The sequence below is a fragment of the Sphingopyxis italica genome, assembly GCF_011926545.1.
GTDB lineage: Bacteria > Pseudomonadota > Alphaproteobacteria > Sphingomonadales > Sphingomonadaceae > Sphingopyxis > Sphingopyxis italica.
Genome location: NZ_JAATIT010000003.1, coordinates 445,281 through 467,989, shown reverse-complemented (window position 1 = coordinate 467,989; position 22,709 = coordinate 445,281). Strand labels below are relative to the sequence as shown.

General features: G+C 66.3%; 27 protein-coding genes. 13 read left to right on the top strand and 14 right to left on the bottom strand.

What is annotated here, in order from left to right:
* The first annotated feature begins 1 nt into the window (after nucleotide 1).
* The 10 genes from GGR90_RS13485 to GGR90_RS13445 all read left to right on the top strand — a co-directional run bounded on the left by GGR90_RS13485 (nucleotide 2) and on the right by GGR90_RS13445 (nucleotide 8,887).
* The gene (locus GGR90_RS13485) at nucleotides 2-205 is read left to right on the top strand and encodes a phage tail assembly chaperone (protein ID WP_167921964.1); all 204 of its coding nucleotides are present in this window, start codon (nucleotides 2-4) and stop codon (nucleotides 203-205) included.
* Nucleotides 198-761, top strand: a complete 564-nt coding sequence (locus GGR90_RS13480; RefSeq protein WP_167921963.1) for a tail tape measure protein — start codon at nucleotides 198-200, stop codon at nucleotides 759-761. Before GGR90_RS13485 ends, GGR90_RS13480 begins: the two co-directional genes overlap by 8 nt.
* Nucleotides 761-3,100, top strand: coding sequence for a DUF2460 domain-containing protein (locus tag GGR90_RS13475; protein WP_167921962.1), 2,340 nt, complete (start codon nucleotides 761-763; stop codon nucleotides 3,098-3,100). Before GGR90_RS13480 ends, GGR90_RS13475 begins: the two co-directional genes overlap by 1 nt.
* Nucleotides 3,100-3,915, top strand: coding sequence for a DUF2163 domain-containing protein (locus GGR90_RS13470; protein ID WP_167922149.1), 816 nt, complete (start codon nucleotides 3,100-3,102; stop codon nucleotides 3,913-3,915). Before GGR90_RS13475 ends, GGR90_RS13470 begins: the two co-directional genes overlap by 1 nt.
* 34 nt (nucleotides 3,916-3,949) lie before the next feature.
* Entirely contained in the window at nucleotides 3,950-4,309 is a 360-nt protein-coding gene (locus GGR90_RS13465) for an NlpC/P60 family protein (protein ID WP_167921961.1), read from the top strand.
* A gap of 10 nt (nucleotides 4,310-4,319) precedes the next feature.
* Nucleotides 4,320-6,320 carry a phage tail protein gene (locus GGR90_RS13460; protein ID WP_245198660.1) on the top strand — a complete coding sequence of 667 codons (2,001 nt, stop codon included), beginning with the start codon at nucleotides 4,320-4,322 and terminating at the stop codon, nucleotides 6,318-6,320.
* 1 nt (nucleotide 6,321) lies between these two features.
* Nucleotides 6,322-6,498: a hypothetical protein gene (locus GGR90_RS19510; RefSeq protein WP_245198659.1), complete on the top strand. Its 177-nt coding sequence runs from the start codon at nucleotides 6,322-6,324 to the stop codon at nucleotides 6,496-6,498.
* Nucleotides 6,499-6,507: 9 nt separating this feature from the next.
* On the top strand, nucleotides 6,508-6,960 hold the full coding sequence (locus tag GGR90_RS13455; protein ID WP_167921960.1) for a DUF2793 domain-containing protein: 453 nt from the start codon (nucleotides 6,508-6,510) through the stop codon (nucleotides 6,958-6,960).
* Between the two features lie 130 nt (nucleotides 6,961-7,090).
* Entirely contained in the window at nucleotides 7,091-8,206 is a 1,116-nt protein-coding gene (locus GGR90_RS13450) for an OmpA family protein (RefSeq protein WP_167921959.1), read from the top strand.
* A 243-nt stretch (nucleotides 8,207-8,449) separates the two neighbouring features.
* Entirely contained in the window at nucleotides 8,450-8,887 is a 438-nt protein-coding gene (locus tag GGR90_RS13445) for an ExbD/TolR family protein (RefSeq protein WP_167921958.1), read from the top strand.
* A 21-nt stretch (nucleotides 8,888-8,908) separates the two neighbouring features.
* Here the strand turns inward: GGR90_RS13445 and GGR90_RS13440 are convergent, their stop codons facing one another.
* From GGR90_RS13440 to GGR90_RS13430, 3 genes are all read right to left on the bottom strand, one after another.
* Nucleotides 8,909-9,445: a DUF1993 domain-containing protein gene (locus GGR90_RS13440; protein WP_167921957.1), complete on the bottom strand. Its 537-nt coding sequence runs from the start codon at nucleotides 9,443-9,445 to the stop codon at nucleotides 8,909-8,911.
* Nucleotides 9,446-9,475: 30 nt separating this feature from the next.
* Nucleotides 9,476-11,275: an ABC transporter transmembrane domain-containing protein gene (locus GGR90_RS13435; RefSeq protein ID WP_167921956.1), complete on the bottom strand. Its 1,800-nt coding sequence runs from the start codon at nucleotides 11,273-11,275 to the stop codon at nucleotides 9,476-9,478.
* Between the two features lie 121 nt (nucleotides 11,276-11,396).
* Nucleotides 11,397-11,654: a YjhX family toxin gene (locus tag GGR90_RS13430; RefSeq protein ID WP_167921955.1), complete on the bottom strand. Its 258-nt coding sequence runs from the start codon at nucleotides 11,652-11,654 to the stop codon at nucleotides 11,397-11,399.
* 275 nt (nucleotides 11,655-11,929) lie between these two features.
* Between GGR90_RS13430 and GGR90_RS13425 the strand changes: the two genes are divergently transcribed.
* Nucleotides 11,930-13,150 carry a polyhydroxyalkanoate depolymerase gene (locus tag GGR90_RS13425; protein ID WP_167921954.1) on the top strand — a complete coding sequence of 407 codons (1,221 nt, stop codon included), beginning with the start codon at nucleotides 11,930-11,932 and terminating at the stop codon, nucleotides 13,148-13,150.
* A 16-nt stretch (nucleotides 13,151-13,166) separates the two neighbouring features.
* On the opposite strand, the gene GGR90_RS13420 is transcribed toward GGR90_RS13425, so the two are convergent.
* The gene (locus GGR90_RS13420; RefSeq protein ID WP_167921953.1) at nucleotides 13,167-13,562 is read right to left on the bottom strand and encodes a YkvA family protein; all 396 of its coding nucleotides are present in this window, start codon (nucleotides 13,560-13,562) and stop codon (nucleotides 13,167-13,169) included.
* A 24-nt stretch (nucleotides 13,563-13,586) separates the two neighbouring features.
* On the opposite strand from GGR90_RS13420, the gene GGR90_RS13415 reads away from it, so the two are divergent.
* Nucleotides 13,587-14,585 (top strand): dipeptide epimerase, encoded by a 999-nt coding sequence (locus GGR90_RS13415; protein WP_167921952.1) that lies wholly within the window; start codon nucleotides 13,587-13,589, stop codon nucleotides 14,583-14,585.
* On the opposite strand, the gene GGR90_RS13410 is transcribed toward GGR90_RS13415, so the two are convergent.
* Nucleotides 14,582-15,046: a pyridoxamine 5'-phosphate oxidase family protein gene (locus GGR90_RS13410; RefSeq protein WP_167921951.1), complete on the bottom strand. Its 465-nt coding sequence runs from the start codon at nucleotides 15,044-15,046 to the stop codon at nucleotides 14,582-14,584. The two genes, GGR90_RS13415 and GGR90_RS13410, sit on opposite strands and share 4 nt — an antisense overlap.
* Nucleotides 15,047-15,110: 64 nt before the next feature.
* On the bottom strand, nucleotides 15,111-15,506 hold the full coding sequence (locus tag GGR90_RS13405) for a VOC family protein (RefSeq protein ID WP_167921950.1): 396 nt from the start codon (nucleotides 15,504-15,506) through the stop codon (nucleotides 15,111-15,113).
* Between the two features lie 85 nt (nucleotides 15,507-15,591).
* On the opposite strand from GGR90_RS13405, the gene soxR reads away from it, so the two are divergent.
* Nucleotides 15,592-16,062 carry a redox-sensitive transcriptional activator SoxR gene (gene soxR / locus GGR90_RS13400; protein WP_167921949.1) on the top strand — a complete coding sequence of 157 codons (471 nt, stop codon included), beginning with the start codon at nucleotides 15,592-15,594 and terminating at the stop codon, nucleotides 16,060-16,062.
* Nucleotides 16,063-16,211: 149 nt separating this feature from the next.
* Here the strand turns inward: soxR and GGR90_RS13395 are convergent, their stop codons facing one another.
* The 8 genes from GGR90_RS13395 to GGR90_RS19640 all read right to left on the bottom strand — a co-directional run bounded on the left by GGR90_RS13395 (nucleotide 16,212) and on the right by GGR90_RS19640 (nucleotide 22,680).
* Nucleotides 16,212-16,502, bottom strand: a complete 291-nt coding sequence (locus tag GGR90_RS13395) for a putative quinol monooxygenase (RefSeq protein ID WP_167921948.1) — start codon at nucleotides 16,500-16,502, stop codon at nucleotides 16,212-16,214.
* 14 nt (nucleotides 16,503-16,516) lie between these two features.
* Nucleotides 16,517-17,113, bottom strand: a complete 597-nt coding sequence (locus GGR90_RS13390; RefSeq protein WP_167921947.1) for a carboxymuconolactone decarboxylase family protein — start codon at nucleotides 17,111-17,113, stop codon at nucleotides 16,517-16,519.
* Between the two features lies 1 nt (nucleotide 17,114).
* A complete protein-coding gene (locus tag GGR90_RS13385) occupies nucleotides 17,115-18,296 on the bottom strand; it encodes an acetyl-CoA C-acyltransferase (RefSeq protein ID WP_167921946.1) in 1,182 nt (393 codons plus the stop codon).
* Between the two features lie 51 nt (nucleotides 18,297-18,347).
* Complete coding sequence (locus GGR90_RS13380) at nucleotides 18,348-18,806, bottom strand: MaoC family dehydratase (protein WP_167921945.1); 459 nt, start codon at nucleotides 18,804-18,806, stop codon at nucleotides 18,348-18,350.
* Nucleotides 18,807-18,901: 95 nt separating this feature from the next.
* Nucleotides 18,902-20,098 carry a mechanosensitive ion channel family protein gene (locus GGR90_RS13375; protein WP_167921944.1) on the bottom strand — a complete coding sequence of 399 codons (1,197 nt, stop codon included), beginning with the start codon at nucleotides 20,096-20,098 and terminating at the stop codon, nucleotides 18,902-18,904.
* A gap of 32 nt (nucleotides 20,099-20,130) precedes the next feature.
* Nucleotides 20,131-21,141, bottom strand: a complete 1,011-nt coding sequence (locus tag GGR90_RS13370; RefSeq protein ID WP_167921943.1) for a DNA topoisomerase IB — start codon at nucleotides 21,139-21,141, stop codon at nucleotides 20,131-20,133.
* A 38-nt stretch (nucleotides 21,142-21,179) separates the two neighbouring features.
* The gene (locus GGR90_RS13365; protein ID WP_167921942.1) at nucleotides 21,180-22,562 is read right to left on the bottom strand and encodes a putative O-glycosylation ligase, exosortase A system-associated; all 1,383 of its coding nucleotides are present in this window, start codon (nucleotides 22,560-22,562) and stop codon (nucleotides 21,180-21,182) included.
* The gene (locus GGR90_RS19640; protein ID WP_280740859.1) at nucleotides 22,555-22,680 is read right to left on the bottom strand and encodes a hypothetical protein; all 126 of its coding nucleotides are present in this window, start codon (nucleotides 22,678-22,680) and stop codon (nucleotides 22,555-22,557) included. The genes GGR90_RS13365 and GGR90_RS19640 overlap by 8 nt, the downstream gene beginning before the upstream one ends.
* Nucleotides 22,681-22,709: the final 29 nt, after the last annotated feature.

Here is a 22,709-nt window from a genome sequence, read left to right as displayed (position 1 = left end):
GGTGGCGGACGATCGGCTGGGACCTGCGGCGATCAGGCTCGCGGGGGTGATGGCGCGCGTCGCGGGATGGCGGCCGGGCGAGTTCTGGGCCGCGACGCCCGCCGATGTTCGCGCGGTGCTGGCGGGGTGGGTCGATGGCGCGGAGGAGCCCTGCTTTGACGGCGCGGCGCTGGCGGCGATGATGGAGAGATTTCCCGATGGATGAGGTGGACGAAATGGTCGTCGCGGTGCGCGCCGATACCGGGGCGTTCCGGCGCGACGTCGCGGCGCTGCGCGCCGAGCTGGGCGGGCCGCTGGTTGTGGAAGCCGACCGGGCGGGGCGAGCGATCGAGCGGGCGCTGTCGCGGGCGATCGTCAGCGGCAAGATGGGGTTCGAGGATCTGAAGCGGCTCGCACTATCGGTGATGGCCGATATTGCGCGGGCGGCGATTGCGAACGGCATCGGTGCGGCTGGCGGCGGATCGGGCGGGGGATTGCTGTCGCTGGGCACGTCGATCGCGACGGCGCTATTCGGTGCACCGGGCCGCGCGACCGGCGGGCCGGTGAGCGCGGGGCGCGCCTATCGCGTCGGCGAGCGCGGACCCGAGCTGTTCGTGCCGACCGCGAGCGGGCGGATTGAAGCGGCGGGCGGAGCCGTACGCAATATCGCGATCACGGTGAATGTGCGGGGCGAGGCGGGCGGCGAGCCGCAACGGCTGGCGCAGACGGGGCGGCAACTGGCGCGCGCGGTGCGGCGCGCGGTCGTGGCGGGAGAGGATTGATGGGCTGGGCGCTGGTGGCGGCCGCCGAGCCGCATCACCGGAAAGGCTGGCTCAAGCGGTTCGACCCGCGGTTCTGGACGGTCGATTTCGCGCGGCCGATGATGGCGAGCGTGATGAGCGAGGTGCCGGGCACGCTGCGCGTCGAGGCGGTCTTTTATCAAAAGCAGGATCTGGCGGGGCTGATCTGGGAGAGCGCGGACCGGTGGGATCATCCTTTGCTCGCCTATGAGACGAAGCGCGATTTCCGCCATACGAAGCTCAGCTTTCGCTGGCGGTCGGGCGGGGTGAAGCCGCTCGACGCGTTGCACGGGCCGACGCTGACGATCGAGGGGCGCGACGCGGCGGGCAGCCCGCGCGCCTGGTATGTTCGGCTGTGGAATTATGCGGTGGGAACGGCGGACGATGCCGTCGTCACGCTCGATTTCGATGCGCTGGTCGGCGGCTTCCTGCTGCCGGGCGAAGCCGATCCGGTGTGGGCGGGCGATATCGACCGGATGTTCATTTCGCTCGTGCCGCCGGACTATGACGGCGGCGATGCCGTGTTGCCGGCGCCGGCGCGGGGCTGGGCCGAGATGAGCCAAATCGCCTGCACGGGGTCGGGATCGGTGCTGGCGATCGGCGATGTGGTGATGCCCGAGCACGGCCTTGGGATCGCGGGCGGCTATGACGACAGCTATCATCTCACCCCGGCGCGGCTGGTGCGGCAGATGGTGCAGCTCGGCTATCGCGGCGACGTCGTCCACTATGTCGGGATGAGCCACTATATGCGGCTCGAGGCGGCGGACGGCGCGTTTCACGCGAGCGTGACGGGCGGGGCGCTCAACGCGCCGTGCGCGGCGTGGCATGCGGGGTTCGCGGCGGCGTGCGAAGCGGCGGGGCTGGGGGTGATCTGGTCGCTCTCATACGAATTGTTCGATGCCTATTGCCCGGAAGACTGGAAGCAGCGCGCGAGCGACGGGTCGCCGGCGCTGACCGGATGGGAGCCGCCGTCGACTTTGTTGTCGCCTGCGAACGCGGAGGCGATGGGATATTTGCAGGCGGTCGCGCGCGCCTTCGTCGCAATCGGTGCGGCGGCGGGGCTGGCGCTGAAATTCCAGGTTGGCGAGCCGTGGTGGTGGATCGCGGGCGAGCGCCGGATCTGTGCCTATGATGCGGCGGCTACGGCGATGTTGGGAAGCGCGAGCGTGCCGATCGCCGATGTGCGAGAGGCGCTGGATGCGCCGCAACTGGCGATGCTCGATGCGCTGGGGGCTTTGCTGGCCGGGTCGACCGCGGCACTGGTCGCGGCGGCGCGCGATGAGGCGGGGACGGCGGGGCTGGTGAGCCATTTGCTCGTCTATCTGCCGACGGTGCTCGACCTTGCGACGCCCGCAGTGCGGCGCGCCAATGTGCCGCTGGGGTGGGCGGCGCCGGCCTTCGAGGTGCTGCAGCTCGAGGATTATGACTGGGTGACCGGCGGGCGCGGGGCGGAAACGATGGCCGCGCGGGCGGCGATGGCGGTGCGGCTGGGATATCCGGTCGATGAACAGCATTATTTTGCGGGCTTCGTGCTGTTGCCCGAGCAGCGGGCCGCGTGGGCGGAGATCGCCGAGGCGGCCGGCGCGGCGCGGCGTGCGGGGGTGGCGCGCGCCTTTATCTGGGCGCTGCCGCAGGTGGCGCGCGACGGTTTCGTGGCGTTTGACGAACGGGGTGGTGACGGGGAGGATGATGTGCAGGCTTTCGATGCGGTGGATTTCCCGCTCGCGATCGGGCGCGAGGCGGTGGTCGCGACCGAATTTTCGACGCAGATCGTGAGCTCGCCGTCGGGGCACGAGCAGCGGGCGAGCGAATGGGCCGAGGCGCGGATGCGCTATGATGCGGGGCCGGGTATCCGGTCCGAGGCCGATGTGCGGGTGTTGACCGATTTCTTTCGCGCGCGGCGGGGGGCGGCGCGGGCGTTCCGGTTTCGCGATCCCTTCGATGGCAGTTCGGCGGCAGACGGCGGCCTGCCGACGGCTACCGATCAGCTGCTCGGACAGGGCGACGGGGTGCGGCGGCAATTCGCGCTGGTGAAGCGTTATGGCGCGGGCGATGCCGAGCAGGTCCGTCCGATCCGGCTGCCCGTCGCAGCGAGCGTGCGCGTCTCGGTCGACGGGATCGAGACGGCGGCGTTTCTGATCACCGACGAGGGCGACGTGTCGCTGGACGCCGCACCTGGGCCGGGGATCGCGGTGCGTGCGGGCTTTCTGTTCGATGTGCCGGTGCGCTTTGCCGAAGACCGGTTGGAGGCGAGCCGCGCGACTTTCCTCGCAGGCGAGTTGGCGAGCGTGCCGCTGATCGAGGTGCGGGCGCCATGGTGATGATGGAAGCGCCCGACTGGCTGCGCGAGGAGCTGGTGACGCTCGCCTGGTGCTGGCGGCTGGCGCGGCGCGACGGCGTCGCGATCGGGTTCACGTCGCATGACCGCGACTTGGTAATCGGGGGGCTCGCGTATCGCGCGGCGCCGGGGATGAAACCCTCGGCGATCGAGACGAATGACAGCCTCGACGCCGCGACGATGGATCTGGAGGGCGCGATCGCGAGCGATGCGATCGCCGCGCGCGATCTGGAAGCGGGGCGCTGGGACGGCGCGGAACTTGAGCTGTTCGTGACCGACTGGACCGCGGCTGACGTCGCGCCGGTGACGGTCGCGCGCGGATCATTAGGCGCAATCGAGCAGCGCGGCGCGGCCTTTGCCGCGGAGTTGCAAGGCGTGACACGGCTGCTCGACCGGCCGGTGTGCCCGGCGACCTCGCCATCGTGCCGCGCGACGCTGGGCGACCGCGCGTGCCGCATCGACCTGGCGCGGCGCACGCATGTCCAGCGGGTGACGGCGGTCGATGGGCGCGTGGTGACGCTCGACGCGGCGGTGGGCGGCATGGCGTTCGGTAGCTTGTCGTGGATCGAGGGCGCCAATTGCGGATTGGAAAGCCCGGTGATTTCCGCTGACGGCGTCAGCCTCCACCTCGCCGAAGCGCCGGCGTTCGAGCCGCCGGGTCCGGTGCGTGTGCGACTGGTCGAGGGGTGCGACAAACAGCTCGCGACGTGCCGCGACCGTTTTGCCAATGCGATCAACTTCCGCGGTGAGGCGCATCTGCCGGGCAACGACTTGCTGACGCGCTATCCCGGTGGCTGATTGCGGTAAGGCCGCCTTTCGCGCGGCCCGCGCGATGGTGGGCGTTCGGTTCCGCCCGCAGGGGCATGATCCGGCGACCGGGCTGGACTGCGTCGGGCTGGTCTGGGCGGCCTATGCGGCGGCGGGACGGCGGCTGGTGCGGCCGGTGGATTATCCGCTGCGCGGCTGGGGATTGGAGCGGATCGAGGGTGCGCTCGGGGCCACGGGTTTCGTCCGCGCCGATGATGCGATGCGCGCCGGCGATGTCGTGCTGATCGCGCATCCGGCGCGGCAATATCATCTCGGCCTGATCGGATCCGAGACTTTCATTCATGCTCATGCGGGGCTGCGCAGAGTGGTCGAGACGCCGCTCGACTTGAGCGTGCGCAGCGCCGGGCAATGGCGGCTTTCATAAGGGGACGGCAATGGCGACGTTGGTGCTGACGGTGGTAGGCGGGATCGTCGGAGGTCCGGTCGGTGCCGCGATCGGCGCGGCGGTCGGGCAGCAGGTCGATGCCCAGATATTCAAGCCCAAGGGGCGCGAGGGGCCGCGGCTCGCCGATCTGAAGGTCCAGGCGTCGACCTATGGCCAGCAGGTCCCGCGATTGTTCGGGACGATGCGCGTCGCGGGCAGCGTGATCTGGGCGACCGATCTGATCGAGCGGCGGAACAAGCGCGGCGGCGGCAAGGGCCGGCCTTCGACGACCGAATATAGCTATGCCGTGTCGCTGGCGATCGCGCTGTCGTCGCGGCCTATCCGCGCGATCAAGCGCATCTGGGCCGACGGTAATTTGCTGCGCGGAACGAGCGGTAGTTTTCAGGAACGCTGCACCTTTCGCTGGTATGACGGAAGCGAGGATCAGGCGGCCGATCCGCTGATCGCCTCGGCGTTGGGGGTCGCGTCGGCGAGCGCGTTTCGCGGGCTTGCCTACGCGGTGTTCGAGGAACTCGAACTGGGCGCGTTCGGCAACCGGATTCCGTCGCTGACCTTCGAGGTCGAGGCCGATGCTGGGAGCGTCGATGTCGGGCTGATCGGCGATGAGTTGCTCGCCGATGCGGGACGCTGCCGCGGTGTGTGGCCCTTTTCGGGCTATGCGGCGTCGGGCGACCGGGCGCGCGATGCGCTGGCGCCGCTGTTCGAGACCGACGGCGTGCGATTGGCCAGCGGGCCCGATGGCTGGCGGTTGGCGCCGGCAACGGGAGCGGGCGACGTGCCGGTGCTGAGCGATTTCTGCGAGGGGGGGCGGAGCGATGCCCCGAGCGATCGGGCCGAACGGCGGCGTGCACCCTTGTCGTCGCTGCCGGGGACGATCCGGCTGCGCCACTATGAACCGGAACGCGATTTTCAGCTCGGCCAGCAGACAAGCCAGGTCGCGGGCGGCGGCGGGCGCGAGGAGCGGATCGACCTGCCGGCGGTCCTGCCGGCGACCTCGGCCCGGGCGTTGGCGCAGCGCCTCGCCTCCGCGGCCGCGGACGAGCGCGAGACGTTGATCCGGCACGCCGATCTGGCCGCATTGGCATTGACCGTCGGGCAGGTCGTGGTGGGCGCCGACGCGAGCCGCTGGCGACTGGCGGGACGGACAGTGCGCGGGAACGAAATTTCGCTCGAACTGCGGCGTTATCAGCCGCTGCCCGCGACCGAGCTTCCCGCGGCCCCCGGCGCACCCGTCGGCGCGCCCGACTGGCCCGACGCGGTCGGCACGGTCCAGCTGTTCGATCTTCCGAATCTGGGCAGTCCTGCCGCCTCGACCCCAAGAATATTGATGGCCGGGGCCGGCAGCAACGATGGCTGGCGCGGCGCCGATTGCTGGTTTGTCGCGTCGCCCGGGGGCGAGCCGATTCCGGTAGGATCAGCGCGTCCGGCGGCGGCGCTCGGCCTGCTCGTCGAACCGCTGGCAGCTGGGAGCGATTGCCTGTTCGATCTTTCCGGCATCGTCGTGGTCGAACTGGCAAATCCGTCGATGACGCTCGAATCCGTCGATGAAGCCGCGCTGCTCGCTGGCGCGAACCGGGCGATGGTGGGCGGGGAGCTGGTTCAATTCGGCGACGCCGAAATCGTCGAGCCGGGCATATGGCGGTTGTCGCGCCTGCTTCGCGGGCGTGCCGGGACTGTGAGCGCGATGAGTCATCCGGCGGGCGAGCCATTCGTTCTGCTCGACGATCCGGCGTTGCTGATGCTGCCCGACGATCTTGCCGCGATGACGGGGGGGGGGCGGGGCGACGCTGCAATGGGCGCCGCGGAACGGCGCCGCGCTGACCGAGATCGGCATTGCCGCCGCCGGACAAGCGCTGCGACCGCTTTCGCCCGTGCACGGGCATATCCGTCCGGACGGCGCGGGCGGCGTGACGATCGGATGGACGAGGCGAAGCCGCGTCGACACCGGCTGGCGCGACCATGTCGATCATCCACTGGGCGAAACGCGTGAATTGTGGCGCGTTTCGCTGGTGCCGCCGGTTCCGGGCGTCGGGCCGTGGGAGGCGGCGTCGCCCGCGCTGAATATCGGCGCCGGCGAACTGGCTTTGCTGGCGCCGGGACACGCGCTGGAAATTCGCCAAACGGGCGATTTCGCACAGTCGCCACCGCTTTTCCTGGCTTTGACATAAGGACAGATTATGACCGACATGCCGATCACGCCGCGCTTTGCGTTACCGTTACTTGCCGTTGCGCAGGCGCAAAAGGAGGTAACGCACAATGAGGCGCTCACCTTGCTCGATGCGCTTGTCCACGCGGCGATCGAAGCGGGCCCGCTTGCGACGCCGCCCGCGAGCCCCGCCGTTGGGCAATGCTGGATCGTCGATGCTGCCGCGACCGGAGCCTGGACCGGCGAGGGCAATGCGATAGCCATCTGGACCGCGGGCGGCTGGAGATTCGCCGCGCCGCGCGCCGGGGTGCAGGTAACCCGTCTCGCCGACGGTGCGCGGCTGCGATTCGACGGCGGCGCGTGGACGGCACCGGCGACGATCGGCGCGCCCGCAGGTGGGGCGACGGTCGATTCCGAAGCGCGTAGCGCGATCGCGGCGTTGATCCTCAACCTCGCCGCGCAGGGTCTTCTGATTTCAGGCTGAATTTCCGTTCGCTGGCGAACAAAGTGCGACTTTTTGGCAACAGATTGACGATTTGTTCACTTGCACGGAACCAAAGCGGCGAGTAGGACGTCTGCCGAGACGTATATCTCAAATTGAAAGGGGAATTACTATGAGGAAGCTTGCCGTCGCTGTGGCGTTGGCCTCCACCACCCTGGCGTCGCCGGTTCTTGCGCGCGACAACTCCTGGTATGTTGGTGTTGGTGCCGGCGCAATGCTCGTCGAGGACCTGGACCTCGATATCGGCACCTTCAACAATGCCGGTACGCTCGATCATCGTGCTGGCTACGATGTCGAAGGCACCGTCGGTTACGATTTCGGCGGTTTCCGCGCGGAAGTCGAAGTCGGTTTCCGTGAAGCCGACATCAAGTCGGGCCGTTTCACGACCCCTGGCATCCCGACGACCGCCGGTGGTGCCGGTAGCTTTACCGGTAACACCGATCTGAACGGCGATTCGAACGCGCTCAGCTTCATGGTCAACGGTCTGCTCGACTTCGGTGACGACGACGGCCTTCAGGGCTTTGTCGGCGGTGGCGCCGGTGTCGCCCGCGTTTCGGTCGAACCCGTTTTCGCGGGTCCGTTCCTCGACGATTCGGACACGGGCTTTGCCTGGCAGGCGATCGCGGGCGTCCGCGCTCCGCTCAGCGACAACATCGACGTTGGCCTGAAGTATCGCTTCTTCAACGCCGACAACCTCGATCTGGTCGATCAGGCGGGCCGCGACGTTTCGACGCGCTTCCGTTCGCACTCGATCCTCGGCACGCTGACGTTCAACTTCGGTGGCGCCGAACCGGCTCCGGAACCGGCTCCGCCGCCTCCGCCCCCGCCGCCCCCGCCGCCCCCTCCGCCTCCGCCGCCGCCGCCGGTCGTGGAATGCGCACCTGGGCCGTACATCGTGTATTTCGACTGGGATCAGTCGAACATCACGCCGGAAGCGGCTTCGACGCTCGACAACGCGATCAGCGCCTACAACCGTGGTTGCACGGGTACGCAGGTCATGCTCGCCGGTCACGCCGACCGTTCGGGTTCGGCCACGTACAACGTCGGCCTGTCGAACCGCCGCAACGACGCGGTTCGCAGCTACCTGACCGCTCGGGGCATCTCGGATGGCTCGATCAGCGCGCAGGGCTTCGGCGAAACCCGTCCGGCCGTTGCGACCGCCGATGGCGTCCGCAACGACCAGAACCGTCGCGTGGAAATCACTTACGGTCCGAACTCGGGCATGTAAGACCGGTTTCCATCCCCGACGGGGACTGGAAGAAAAGAGGGGCGGCATCGAAAGGTGCCGCCCTTTCTTTATGCGCGATTTGTGCGGGACCAGTCGTTCGGCGCCCTTTCCCGATTTCTCTTGCCCGCTTGATATTGTGATATACTATTACGTCTGGGGGTGCGGGATAATCCCGCGCCCCTGATGCGGGGGCGGGGCGTCCGTTGATTGCGGCGTTCTTTCCTCAAGCGGGAGAGAGAGACGATGCGCAAACGCAGCATGTTCCATCGCAGCATTTTTCGTGCCGATCCCAATGGCGATCCCGACATCAACACCACGCCGCTGATCGAGGTCATGCTGGTGATGCTGGTGATGTTCATCATCACCATTCCGCCGCCGACGCACAGCGTCGATGTAACGCTCCCTGTGGGACCGATCGAGCCGGGCAAGATACTCAACGAAAACCGTGTGACGATCGACACGACCGACGTGATCCGCTGGAACGATGAGGCGATCGATCTCGCCGAGCTGGGCCTTTTGGTAAAGCAGGCATCGGAGCGTGCCGAGCCGGCCGCGATCCTGCTCGAGCCCGATGCACGGGCGCGCTATCTGCGCGTCGATGAGGCGATCGGTGCGATCCGGCGCAACGGCGGGACGAAGCTCGCCTTTCCCGGAATCCGGAATTACGCGGGGCTGATCTGACGATGCGGCGCTTGCCGTGCGTCAGGCGGCAGGCGCTGTTCCCGGACGCAGGTGGCGCATCATATAGCTGACATAATCGGCCTTGCCGAGCGGAACCCCCATATGGCGCAGGATCGCATAGGCCATGGTGCGGTGAAAGGCGAATTGCGGCGCCGCCCAGTCGCGGACATAGTCGAAAGCACTCAGGTCGAAGACCATGCCGTTGGGCAGTTCGAAGCTGACCATCCGGTCGAGGTCGCCGTCAAGCGCCGCACGATCGATGCTGTCGAGGAGGGCGAGCGTCGCTGCGATCTGATCCTGCATTGCGGCAAAATCGGTCGCATCCTCGGCAAATTCGGGAACCGCGATGCCGCCGAGGCGGCCCAGCGGCTGAAGCGCCTGGACGCACGCAAAGCGCACCTGCGCGGCGAGCGGAAACATATCGGGCGCGAGACGTGCGACGGCGAACTGCAATTCGCCGATGCCGTTGGCGGCGCCCCAGGCGAGCGCGCGGGAAAGCTCTCCGGACAGGGCGTTCAGGCCATCGCGACAGGCCGGTACGGTCAGGTCGTAGAGCATGGTCATTTCCTTCGGTCGATCGAATCTGCGTCAAGCGGCGGCGAGATTGTCCTGGAACTGGAGACGTGCGAGGCGGGCGTAGAGGCCATCCGCGGCGACGAGCTCATCATGCTTGCCCTCTTCGACGATGCGGCCGTCGTCCATCACGATGATGCGGTCGGCGGCGCGCACGGTCGCGAGCCGGTGGGCGATGACGATCGTCGTGCGGTCGGCCATCAGCGTTTCGAGCGCGTCCTGCACCAGCTTTTCGGATTCGGCGTCGAGCGCCGAGGTTGCTTCGTCGAGCAACAGGAGCGGGGCGCGGCGCAGTAGCGCGCGCGCGATCGCGACACGCTGGCGCTGGCCGCCCGACAGGCGCGCGCCGCCTTCGCCCATGAAGGTATCGAGGCCTTGCGGCAGCTTGCGCAGAAATTCCTCGGCATTGGCGGCGCGCGCGGCGTCCCACAAATCCTCGTCGCTTGCGTTCCAATTGCCATAACGCAGATTGTCGCGCGCCGAGGCGGCGAAGATCACCGTTTCCTGCGGCACCATCGCGATGCGCGCGCGGATGTCGGCGGGATCGGCTTCGGTCAGCGGCACGCCATCGAGCAGGATCTGCCCCGTCTGCGGATCATAGAAACGTTCGGCGAGCTGGAAGAGCGTCGATTTTCCGGCGCCCGACGGGCCGACGATCGCCACCGTCTCGCGCGGACGGATCGCGAGGCTGAAATCGTGGAGCGCCGGCGCATCGGGACGCGTCGGATAGTGGAACTCGACCTTCGCGAACTCGAGCGTGCCGACCGGCGGCTCGGGAAAGGCGCTTGGCTTTGCGGGCGGGGCGATCGTCGCTTCGGCATTCAGCAACTCGCTCAATCGCTCGGCGGCGCCAGCGGCGCGGAGCAGGTCGCCATAGACCTCGGTGAGCGCACCAAACGCCCCCGCGACGAGCCCGCCGGTCAGGACGAAGGCCGCGATCGTGCCGCCGGTGATTGTTCCCTGCGCGACGCCTTCCGCGCCGTACCAGAGTAAGGTGGTGATCGCGCCGAACAACAGGCCGATGACCGTCGCGGTGATGATCGCGCGAAGGCGGATGCGGCGTTTCGCGGTCGCGAAATTGGCCTCGACAGCGGCCGAGAAACGATCGGCTTCGCGCGCTTCCTGGCCGAACGCCTGCACGATCTTCATCGCCCCCATCTGTTCGGCGGTGGTCGCGCCGATGTCGGCGACGCGGTCCTGGCTGGTCCGCGAGACATTCTGGAGCCGCCGGCCGAGCAGCACGATCGGCAGGATGATGACCGGGATGCCGAGGAGGATGCCCGCGGTGAGCTTTGGCGACAGGCTGAACAGATAAAGGATGCCGCCGACGCCCATCACCAAATTGCGCAGCGCGACCGACACGGTGGTGCCCACCACCTGCTCGATGATCGCGGTATCCGAGGTCATGCGCGAGGCGATTTCGGACGGGCGATTTTCCTCGAAGAAACCGGGGGCGAGGCGCAGCAGGTTGCGCTGGACCGCTTGGCGGATGTCGGCGACGGTGCGCTCGCCGAGCCAACTCACGAAATAGAAGCGCAGCGCGGTTGCGAGGGCGAGCGCGACGCAGATGGCGTAGAAAAGCCGGAAATGCGGCGCGACATCGCCGCCGCCGGCGATGAAGCCGCTGTCGATCATTTCCTTGAATTGATAGGGGATCGCGAGCGTTGCGAGCGCCGCGATGCCGAGCGCGATCGCGGCGACGATCAATTGCAGCGGATAGCGGCTGGCATGTTGCCATACCATGCGCAGGCTACCGAGCTTGCGGCGGGGTTCGGCGGAAGCGTTCGCGGCGGAGAGATCGGACTGGCTGGCCATCGCACCGGCCCTAGCAGCGGCGGGGACCGGGCTCAACGACGCAGAATGATGCTGCGCTTCAGATGCTTTGAAGCGATACTGCAAGGAAGCGCGGCGGTGGCGCCGCGCTTCCCCCTTTTTTTCAGCGATTATCGAGCTGCGCACGCACGGCGCGAAGCCCCGCCTGCGTGATGCGGTACGGCGCGCCGCCATGCGAGGCGATGAAGCCGCGGCGCCGCAGCCGGTTGAACAGCGGCAGGCCGGTGTTCGCGAGAATATGGCCGTCGCGCGTGAAGCAAAGCGCCTCGACGATATGGCCGCTTTCGCCGCGCCGATGGCGGATCATGCCGCCTTGCGCCAGCACATGGAGCACGCGCTGCTCCGCTTTCGAGATATTCATGGGATATGTCCGGATATTGCATGCAATAACGGCGCACCGACACAGGGTCGGCGCGCAGCGCACATCCCGTTTTCGCCGGGATGTTAGCGGTTGCCCGCAATCTCAGACATAATCACTCCACCGGCGCATCATGCGCCTTGCCGCGCAGATTATTCGCTATCGGCACGATCCGCAATGATTTTGACGCATTGCACAATGAGACGGAGCCCCTAGACTGCTAACCAATGAGCGGGCGCCGAAGAGCGCCGCCGGGCTACGCAAGGAATGATCCGAATATGCTGTATCACGCGTTTGACATGCAGAAGAATTGGCTTGCCGGGGCGAGTGCGCTGGCGACGGCGGGCGCGCAGGTGATGCAGCATCCGGCGAATCCGCTCGGCTATTTCGGCGGCAGCCCGATGTTCGCCTCGGCACTCGAAGTCTTCGCGCATGCGGCGGCACCGCGCGGCAAGCCGGGGTTCGAGCTGTATGAAACCGTCGTCGACGGCGAGACGGTGCGCGTCGCCGAAGCGATCGAGGCGCGGAGGCCCTTCGGCCAACTCAAGCATTTCAAGCATAAAGGGACGAAAGACGCTCCCAAGCTGCTGATCGTCGCCCCGATGTCGGGTCATTATGCGACGCTGTTGCGCGGGACGGTCGAGCGGATGCTGCCCGGGCACGACGTTTGGATCACCGACTGGCGCGACGCGCGCAACGTGCCGCTCGAAGCCGGCAAGTTCGACCTCGACGATTATGTCGATTATCTGATCGCGTGGCTTGAGCATATCGGCCCCGGCGCGCATATGCTGGCGGTATGCCAGCCGTCGGTGCCGAGCCTCGCCGCGGCGGCGATCATGGCGGCGAACAAGCACAAGTGCCGGCCCAAGACGCTGACGATGATGGGCGGCCCGATCGACACGCGCAAGGCGCCGACCGCGGTCAACGACCATGCGATGACGCGGCCGCACGCCTGGTTTCAGGAAAATGTAATCGCGACCGTTCCGGCCTATTATCCGGGTGCGGGGCGCCGCGTTTATCCGGGCTTTCTGCAGCTGGCGGGCTTCATGTCGATGAACCTCGGCAATCACATGATGAGCCATTGGGAGATGTTCAAACATCTGGTCGACGGCGACGGCGAGAGCGCCGACAAGACCAAGGAATTTTACGACGAATATCGCGCGGTGTGCGACATGACGTCCGAATTCTACCTCCAGACGGTCGATGTCGTGTTCCAGCGCCACCTGCTGCCGAAGGGCGAGATGACCCACCGCGGCCAGCCGGTCGATGTCGGCGCGATCGAAGATATCGCAATCCTCGCGATCGAGGGCGAGCGCGACGATATTTCGGGAATCGGCCAGACCAAGGCGGCGCTGACGATCGCGAAGGCGTTATCCGCCGACAAGAAGAAATATCTGATAGCGAAGGGCGTCGGCCATTACGGCATCTTCAACGGCCGCAAATGGCGCGAAGAGATCGCGCCGGTGGTCGAGAAATGGATCCGGACTCACGGCGGCTGACGACTGGAAGCGCCGATCAATGCCAGGGCGAAGTCCGCACGCCCCAATAGACGATATAGAGCAGCCCTGCCCACAACAGCAGGATGAACGCCATGCCGGCGCGGCTCGACGGGCGCTCGCTTGCGGTCTCGGCGGCGGCGTGGAGTTCGGTCCATAGCGGTGCGGGGATCGACCGCCGGACCGCGAGCAGACCCAGCGGAACGATGACGAGGTCATCGAGCCAGCCGAGCACCGGAATGAAATCGGGGATCAGGTCGATCGGCGACAGCGCATAGGCGGCGACCGCGACCGCCAGGATGCGCGCGAACCAAGGCACGCGTGGGTCGCGCGCGGCGAGCCAGGCGGCGTGCGCCTCGACCGCGAGGCGGTGGCCGAAATCGCCGATGCGTTCGGAAAGGGATTTGCCGGTCATACCGATCTACACTAGCCTTCCTGCATGGCTATCCAACTGAAAAGCGCGCGCGTCGAACGCTGGGCCGTCGCCGGCGAGTTCGTCATCAGCCGCGGCGCCAAGACGCACGTCGATGTCGTCGTCGCCGAAATCGAGAGTGGCGGCGCCGTGGGGCGCGGCGAAGGCACGCCCATCTATTATCTCGGCGAGGATGCGGCCGGGTGCCGCGACCAGATTCTGCTCGCCGCGCCGCATATCGCGGAAATGGACGCCGCCGAGGCGCGCGCCGCGGTGCAGCTGTTGATGGCGCCGGGTGCGGCGCGCAACGCGCTCGACTGCGCGCTGTGGGATCTGGAAGCGCGGCAACGCGGCCTCCGGCTCTGGCAGCTTGCGGGGTGCGACGGGGCGCCGACCGCGCGGGTCACGGCCTATACGATCTCGCTCGGCACGCCGGGCGCGATGGCCGAGCAGGCTGCGACGGCGGCGGCCGACGGCTACCGGCTGCTCAAGATCAAGCTCACCGGCGAGGGCGACCGCCTCCGCGTCGCGGGGGTACGCAAGGGCGCGCCCGAGGCGCGGCTGATCGTCGATGCGAACGAAAGCTGGGGCGAGATCGATATTTTGAGCGAGGCCGAAGCGCTTGCCGACATGGGGGTCGAGATGATCGAGCAGCCGGTGCCGGTGGGCGCCGATGCGCTGCTCGATCCTATTTATGCGCCGCTGCCCTTTATCGCCGACGAAAGCTGCCAGACCGCCGCCGATGTCGCGCGGATCGGCCCCTTTTACGACGGGGTGAACATCAAACTCGATAAGGCGGGGGGACTGACCGAGGCGCTCAGGATCGCCGACGCCGCCGACGCGGCGGGTCTATCGATCATGGCCGGGTGCATGCTGTCGACCAGCCTCGCGATCGCGCCGGCATTCGTGCTCGCACAGCGCGCACGCTGGGTCGACCTCGACGGTCCCGCCCTGCTTGAGTGCGACCGCGAGGGCGGGTTCGAATTTCGCGACGGGCGGATCGGGCCGCCCGCCATCTCGACCTAGAGCGCCACTTCGGTGTGCTTGCCGAGGTCGCCATCCTTCATCGTCATGCCGGTAGCAAGCTTGAACATCCCCTTGACGCCGGGGTCGGCAGTCCAGATTTCGGCATCGTCGAGGTCGAAACGCAGCAGGACGAGTTTGGGGTCATCTTTGCCGCCCGGATACCAGGCCGCGATGCTATTGTTCCACAATTTGTCGAGCACCGCGCGATTATTCTCCCGCACCAGCGTGCCCGAAATACAGGCGAACAGCTCGTGACCCTTGGCCGCGAATTGCGCCATCGCGGGACCGCCCGCCGCCAAACGGTTGTCGGTGGCGGTGAAGAACCAGAAGGCGCTGTTCGCGTCCTTGTCGAGCTGCGCGTTCATCGGGATGTGATGTTCGCGTTCGCCGGTCGCGCCGAGCATGACATAGGGGCTGTCGGCCAGGGCTTTCCAGAACTGCTGTTTGATATCGTCGCTCATCGAAAGGCTCCTTCATGCCCCCCGATAATCGATCAACGCCGCAGATGGCCGGTTGTTGCCCGATTCAGCGCGGCCGCGGCTCCGCATAGCTGACCACTTCATATTCGATGCCGTCGGGATCGAAGAAATAGAAGCGGCGGCCGGGTTCGTAATCGCCATGGTTGACGGGGGTGAGGCCGACCGCCTTCACACGCATTTCGATCGTGTCGAGATCGTCGACCTGCACGCCGACATGGTTGAGCGGTTCGCCTTTGGGATAGCGCGCGTCCGCATGCGGGCCGTCGGGGCCGGTGTAGAGCGCGATATAGGCGGCGTCACTGCCGAGATGTATCGTGCGCCCGCCATCGCGCGCGGGGCCGCGCCAACGTTCGTGCCAGCCGAAGATCGCCGAGAGGATGCCGGCGGTGCGATCGGGATCGCTGACGGTCAGATTCACATGTTCGATGAAGGGGTGCGTCACGTAAGGCTCCTGATTCGGGTTGACGCAGCAACTTATGAAAGCTCAAGTGAGGTTTAGATCAAGCGAAAAGCGAGGAATGCGGATCATGCACCGAACCGACCTCATTGCCATCGGCGAGCTTGCTGCGCGCACCGGCGTCGCGGTGTCGGCGATCCGTTTCTATGAGACCAGGGGGCTGGTTGAGGCGCTGCGCACCGGCGGCGGGCAGCGCCGCTTCCTGCGCGCCGACATCCGCCGCGTCTCCTTCATCCTCATCGCGCAGCAGATGGGGCTGAGCCTCGAGGAGATCGCGGGCGAGCTGGCGCGATTGCCCGCGGGGCGGACGCCCAATGGCGCGGACTGGACGCGGATCAGTACCGGGCTGCGCGCGCGGATCGACGCGCAGCTCGCGGCGCTGACGCGCACCCGCGAACTTCTCGACCAGTGTATCGGCTGCGGCTGCCTGTCCCTCAAGAAGTGCGGGCTTTACAATCGCGAGGACAAGGCGGCGCAGCGAGGGGCTGGGCCGCGCTATCTGATCGGGGACCGGGCGGGGGAGATCGCCGAGATCGGCTGACGACTTAGGGGTGGTGAGCGGACACACCAAAGATTCGTCATTCCCGCGAAAGCGGGAACCCAGTGTGGGATCAGCCTACGCGCGCTCTGGGTCCCCGCTTTCGCGCGGATGACGATCTACGACGACTGCTACCGGTCGATACCCGCCACTCAGGCTGCGCTTAGCGTCTCGATTTGGGGGGCGCCCGCGAGGCAGGGGCCGAGCTTGGCGCCGAGGGTGCGGAAATGGTCCGAGGCGCGGTGCGCTTCCACCGCGGCCTCGTCGTCGTAACATTCCATGACCTTGTAGACGCCCGCCTCGGCGGCGCGGAACAGCTTGTAATAGCTGTTGCCGGCTTCGTTCGCGCGGACGGCGGCGGCGAGTTCGGCGAAGACGCCTTCGAAGGCCTCTTCCTTGCCGGGCTGCACGCGCAGCGTTGCGATGACGCCAATCCCACTCATAACACTCTCCCTTTTCAGGCTTTCAAATCGGGGTCGACGGTCCAGCCGTCTTCGACCTGGATGCCAAAGCTGTTCAAAATCATCGATACCTGCGTGTACTGGCCGACGGTCATCACCAAGTCCATGCGCCCCTTGTCGCCGAGCGGCGCGAGCGCGGCCCAGGTCGTGTCGGTCACGAAATGGTCGGCTGTGAGTTCGTCGGTGGCGCGGAGCATCGCGCGGTCGAGGCCGCTCCAGTCCGCCGCATCGGCGCCGGCCTTGATGCGGGCGATCTCGTCTTCGGAAAGGCCGCAGTCGAGTCCGATGCGCTTGTGCTGCGTCCATTCGTAACCCGAGCGGCAGTTGTAGCCGGTGCGCAGGATGACGAGTTCGCGGTCGCGGGGCGAAAGTGCGCTCCGCTTCGAGAGGATATAATTGCCCCAGCCAAGGAAGGCGGTGAGCGCCTTGGGCGCATGGGCAAGGGTGCGGAAGATGTTGAGGATCTTGCCGCCCCCGACCTTGCCGCCCTGACCATTGGGGCCGGCGGCAAGGAAGGGTTCGAGCGCGGCGCGCTGGTCGGCATCGAGCCGGTCGAGATCGACCGGCTCGATGCGCGGTTTATTCAAACGCAAATCAGAAGACCTCGAACAGGCCCGCTGCGCCTTGGCCGCCACCGATGCACATGGTGACGACGGCATATTTGACGCTGCGGCGCTTGCCTTCGATCAGCGCGTGGCCGACGCAGCGCGCGCCGGTCATGCCGAACGGGTGGCCGATCGAGATCGAGCCGCCGTTGACGTTGAGCAGTTCGTTCGGAATGCCGAGCTTGTCGCGGCAATAAAGGACCTGCACCGCGAACGCTTCGTTGAGTTCCCAAAGGCCGATATCGTCCATCTTGAGCTCGAAGCGTTCGAGCAGCTTGGGGATCGCGAAGACGGGGCCGATGCCCATTTCGTCGGGCTCGGTGCCCGCGACCGCCATGCCGACATACCGGCCAAGCGGGGTCAGGCCGCGCTTTTCCGCAACCTTGGCTTCCATCACGACGCAGGCCGACGAACCGTCGGCGAGCTGGCTGGCGTTGCCTGCGGTGATCGTGTGGCCTTCGCCCATCACCGGCTTCAGGCTCGAAAGCCCTTCGAGCGTCGTGTCTGCGCGGTTGCATTCGTCGTGGTCGGCGACGACGTCCTTGAAGGTGACTTCCTTGGTTTCCTTGTTCACGACGGCCATGGTCGCATTGCACGCGACGATCTCGTCGGCGAACTTGCCCGCGGCTTGCGCGGCGGCGGTGCGCTGCTGCGACTGGAGCGAATATTCGTCCTGCGCTTCGCGGCTGATGTTGTAACGCTTCGCGACGACCTCGGCGGTGCCGATCATCGGCATATAGGTGTCCTTGTGCATCGCGATCAGCTCGGCGTCGGTCTCGATGAAGACCTTGCCGCTGCCGCTGACTTTCGAGATGCTCTCGATGCCGCCGGCGACCGCGATGTCCTGACGATCGACGATGATCTGCTTCGCGGCGGTCGCGATCGTCATCAGGCCCGACGAGCATTGGCGGTCGATCGACATGCCGGGAACGGTGACGGGCAGACCGGCGCGCAGCGCGATCAGCCGCGCGACGTTCATCGTCTGCGATCCCTGCTGCATCGCGGCGCCGAACAGCACGTCGTCGATTTCGCCGCCCTCCAGGCCGGCGCGCTCGACCGCGGCGCGGACCGCATGGGCGCCCAGCGTCGGAGCGAGGGTGTTGTTGAACGAACCGCGCCCCGCCTTGGTCAGCGGGGTGCGGGCGGTGGAAACGATGACGGCATCACGCATGATGAAATTCCTCTTCGTGGTTTGATCAGGTCTTTGCCGGGGAGGGCGTGGTCAGACGAAAAACTGGCTGATCCATTCGGCGATCAGGGCGGGTTTTTCCTCGCCCTCGATCTCGACCGAGACTTCATTGGTCTGTTGCCACTGGCCGGGGCGCTTTTCCTCGAGCTCGAGCAGCTTCACATGGCTGCGAACGCGCTTGCCCGAGCGGACGGGCGAGAGGAAGCGGACTTTGTTGCAGCCGTAATTGACGCCCATCTTGACGCCGCCGACCTTGGGGCCGTCAGTGCTCGCGCCGAGCAGCGGCATCAGGGAGAGGGTAAGGAAGCCGTGCGCGATCGTGCCGCCGAAGGGCGTCAGCTTGGCCTTTTCCTCGTCGACATGGATGAACTGATGGTCTCCCGTCGCGTCGGCGAATTTGTTGATCATATCCTGATCGACGAGCACCCAATCCGACGTGCCCAGATGCTCACCGACCTTGGCTTGCAGTTCCTGCGGCGTGATGGTGGCCATATCTCATCCCCTCGAATTGCTGGTTCGGGGCGCGTTCTAGGCCTCTCTTGCCGCATTGCACAAGGGCCAAGCCCCGCGACCGCGTCGCCGTAGCGTCAGCCCTTGGCGGGCTTCGGCGTCTTCATCGTCACGCTCTCGGCATAGGGCAGAATCATCGTGCCGTCGGGCGCCGCGGTAAAGGTGGTCTGGGTCGGATAGGCGAATTCATAACCCGCGCCCGCCAACGTCTCGAACAGACGGATCGCAACGTCGGTGCGCGCCGCGGTGACGACGTCATAATCGTCGCTGAACACGTCGAAGAGCAGCTCGAAATCGAGGCTCGAAGGACCGAAGGTCACGAAACTCGAACGGATGAACTCCTGCCCCGCCGCCTTGACCTGCTCCTCGAGCAGTGCGGGCAGGTCGCGCAGCATCGCGGGTGTCGTCTGATAGATCACCCCGATCATAAAGGTCACGCGGCGGCGATGAAGATGCGCGAAATTGGTGATTTCCTTCGCGAGCAGATTGGTGTTCGAAATGACGAGCAACTCGCCGTTGACCGAGCGCAGCCGCGTGCTCTTGAGCCCGATGCGCTCGACGGTCGCGGTGCTCGTATCATATTTGATCGTCTCGCCGACGCGGAACGGCCGGTCGAAGATGATCGAGAGCGACGCGAAGAGGTCGGAGAAGATGCCCTGCGCGGCAAGGCCGATCGCGATGCCGCCGATGCCGAGGCCGGCGACCAGCCCGGTGACGTTGACCCCCATATTGTCGAGGATGACGATGCCCGCGATCGCGAACAGCGCGACGCTGATCAGCAGGCGGATGATGCCCATCGCGTTCGACAGCGTTTCATTATGGCCTTCGGCGGCGCGGCGCTGGATCAGCCCGAGAACGATCTCGCGCACCCAGATCGCGCCTTGCAGCACCACCGCGACGGTGAAGACGAGCTGGACGATCTGCATGATCACCGCGGGAGGCTGCGCATAGCCCGCGACCAGACGGATCGCGATGATCGCGAGCACCAGGGACTTGGTCTTATGAATTACGCGCCCGGCAATGTGGGTCAGCGACATGTCGCCTTCGGCCGACTGCGCATGTTTGAGCGCGATGCGGCGGAGCAACGACAGCAGGAAATAGATGAAGAGGCCGACACCAATCGCGATGCCGATCTGCAGCCAGTGGGTGTTCACCCACGCGACGCTCATATCCCAATAGCGTTGCAGATCTTCGATCGGGTTGGTCGCCGCCGCCCTTGCGGGCGCGGCTTTTGGGGCGGCAGTGGTCGCGGCGGCGAGCAGGGAGAAGGTCATGCAGGGGTCCTTGGGGGTCCTCTAGAATCGGATCAGGCGGATCGCAGCAGCACCGCGGCGGCGGGCGCCTGCTCCAGATAGGTCAAAAATCCGCGTTCGTAACGCGAAAGATAGCGCGTCGCGCGCGGCATCGTCCCGACCGCCGCCGCAAAGTCCTCGCGCTCCTGCGCCGCCGCGATCATCGCGGGATGGACATAGGCCTTGCGCGCGATGGCGGGCGTGTTGCCGAGGCGGTCGGCGACATGCTCAAGCATCGCCTTCAGTGTCGGCGGCTCGGGCGCGTCGTAAAGGAAGGCAAAGGCCTCGACGCTTGCCGACCAGGTGCGGAAGTGTTTGGCGCTGAACTCGTCGCCCATCGCCTCGCGGATATAGGCGTTCACATCGTCCGATCCGACCGCGCAGAGGCTGTCCGCATCCTCATATTGGAAAAGCTTCTGCCCCGGCAGATCCTGCAGCCGGCGCACCAGCGTCGAAAGGCTGCGGTCGCTGATCGTTACGTCGCGTTTCGCGCCGCCCTTGGCGACATATTGCAGGCGCAACGTCTTGCCCGATGCTTTCGCGTGGCGCTGGCGCAGCGTCGTCGCGCCGAAGCTCTTGTTCGCGGCGACATATTGCTCGTTGCCGATGCGCAGCGCGGCGAGGTCGAGCAGGCGCACGACCGCGGCGACAACGCGTTCCGAGCACAGTGTCCGGCGGGCAAGGTCGTCGGCGAGACGCGCGCGGAGCAATGGCAGCGCGTGGCCGAAGGCGGCGCAGCGGTCATATTTGTCGGCCTCGCGCGCCATCCGGAAGTCGGGATGATAGCGATATTGCTTGCGCCCGCGCGCGTCATAGCCGGTCGCGAGGATATGGCCATTGGGCGCGGGGCAGAACCAGGCGTCCTCATACGCCGGGGGCAGCGCGATCGCGTTGAGGCGGTCGATTTCGTCGCGGTCGCGGATGATCTTGCCTTTGGCGTCGCGGTAACGCCAGCCGACCCCCGACCGTTCGCGACTGATCCCGGGCAGGCTGTCGTCGACATGGACAAGGCGGATTGCGGCCATTCCGCAATAGCGCGCCGGGCGGGCGGATGGTTCCGGGGTCAGGCGGGGTCGGCCACCGGATGCCGCGCCGGAACCTGCGCCGGGCGCGCGATCAGCGGGCGCCATCCCGCCTCCTGCTCGCGGCGGCGCACGTAGGTGGAAAGCCCCATTTCGAGCGCGAGCATCATGTAGATGAATGTCTGGAAGGCGATGCCGACGAACAGCGACCCGATCATATAGACGATATGGCCGTGCTGGAGCGCGGTCGCGAGCGGCGAGATCCATTGCTCCTCGGCGCGCCGCGTCTTGAGATAACGGCGGCGAAGTTGTTCCATCCTGAGCAGACCGACCGCGTGCAGCAGCAGCCATAGCGCGAGCCCCGGATAGCCCTGTTCGCCGAGCATCTCGAAATAGCTCGAATGATAGGCGCGCGAATGTTCCTCATAAACCGTCGGTTCGGCTTCTTGCGGGGCGTCGGGGTCATAGTCGCTGGCCGCTCTTTCGACGCGGACATGGTTCTGGATATAGGCATTGAAGCCGCCGCCCAACGGGTTTTCCTTCGCATATTCCCACGTCCACGCCCACACAGCGACGCGCGTCGATGCCGACTGGTCGGACTTGTAGCCCTGGATCGTTTCCATCCGCTCGGTAAAGCTTTGCGGCAGGAAGGGGATGGCCGCGAGCGCCAGTAGTCCCGCGCCCGCCATATAGAGGAAGCGATGCTTCACCGCGCGCAGCGACAGGATCGCGAGGATGACGAGGCAGACGAGCCCGGTGCGCGCCTGCGTGCCGACGGGGAGCAATGCGCAGGCGAAGACGAGCGCGAAGCAGAAGAGCGAGACGCGCCAGTCGGGCGGAAAAATCGTGCCATGCTTGCGATACCAAAGGATCAGCGGGATGATCGAAATGCCGACCGCCGACATGATCGATCCTTCGTAAAGACCGTAATTTTCATTGAGCAGCAATTGCAGCGAGCCATAGCCGCCGCCGCCCGCCGCGGTCTTGATCCCGCCCGCGATCGCGATCGCCGCCGCCGACAGCAACATGACGAGGGCCAGCGATTCGATCCGCAGCTTGGTCCGGAGCGTGAGCGGCAAAAAAATCGCCCAGACGAGCGCCTTCCAAACCCAGCTCCATTTGTCGGCCGCCTCGACCGGGAAGTCGGCGTTGACCGTCGTCATCCAGCAATAGAGGAGCAGCGCGATCAGCAGGAACTGCCGCCCCGACCATCGCATATCCTTTTTGTCGTCGACCGCGAGCCAGCCGACGATCGCCAGCCCGAAGACGATCAGCGAGATCGGGATCGAATTGATGAGGAAATAGCTGAGGAGTTGCGGCGCGACGATGTCGATATAGCAAAAGCACAGCACGAACAGGAACGGCTTGCGAAAGCCGAGCCCGATGAAGGCGAACAGAAAGGCGACGAAGGCGATGTCACGCATCGGGGCGGGCATCCGGTTCGGCAAGCTCGGCGTCGCGGCGCTGCTGCCATAGCATGCGCGGGCTCACTTCGCGGTCGAGATCGTCGCGATAGAGCAGGCGCCAAAGCGCGATCGCCATCAGCAGATGCGTCAGGCCAATGGAAAAAT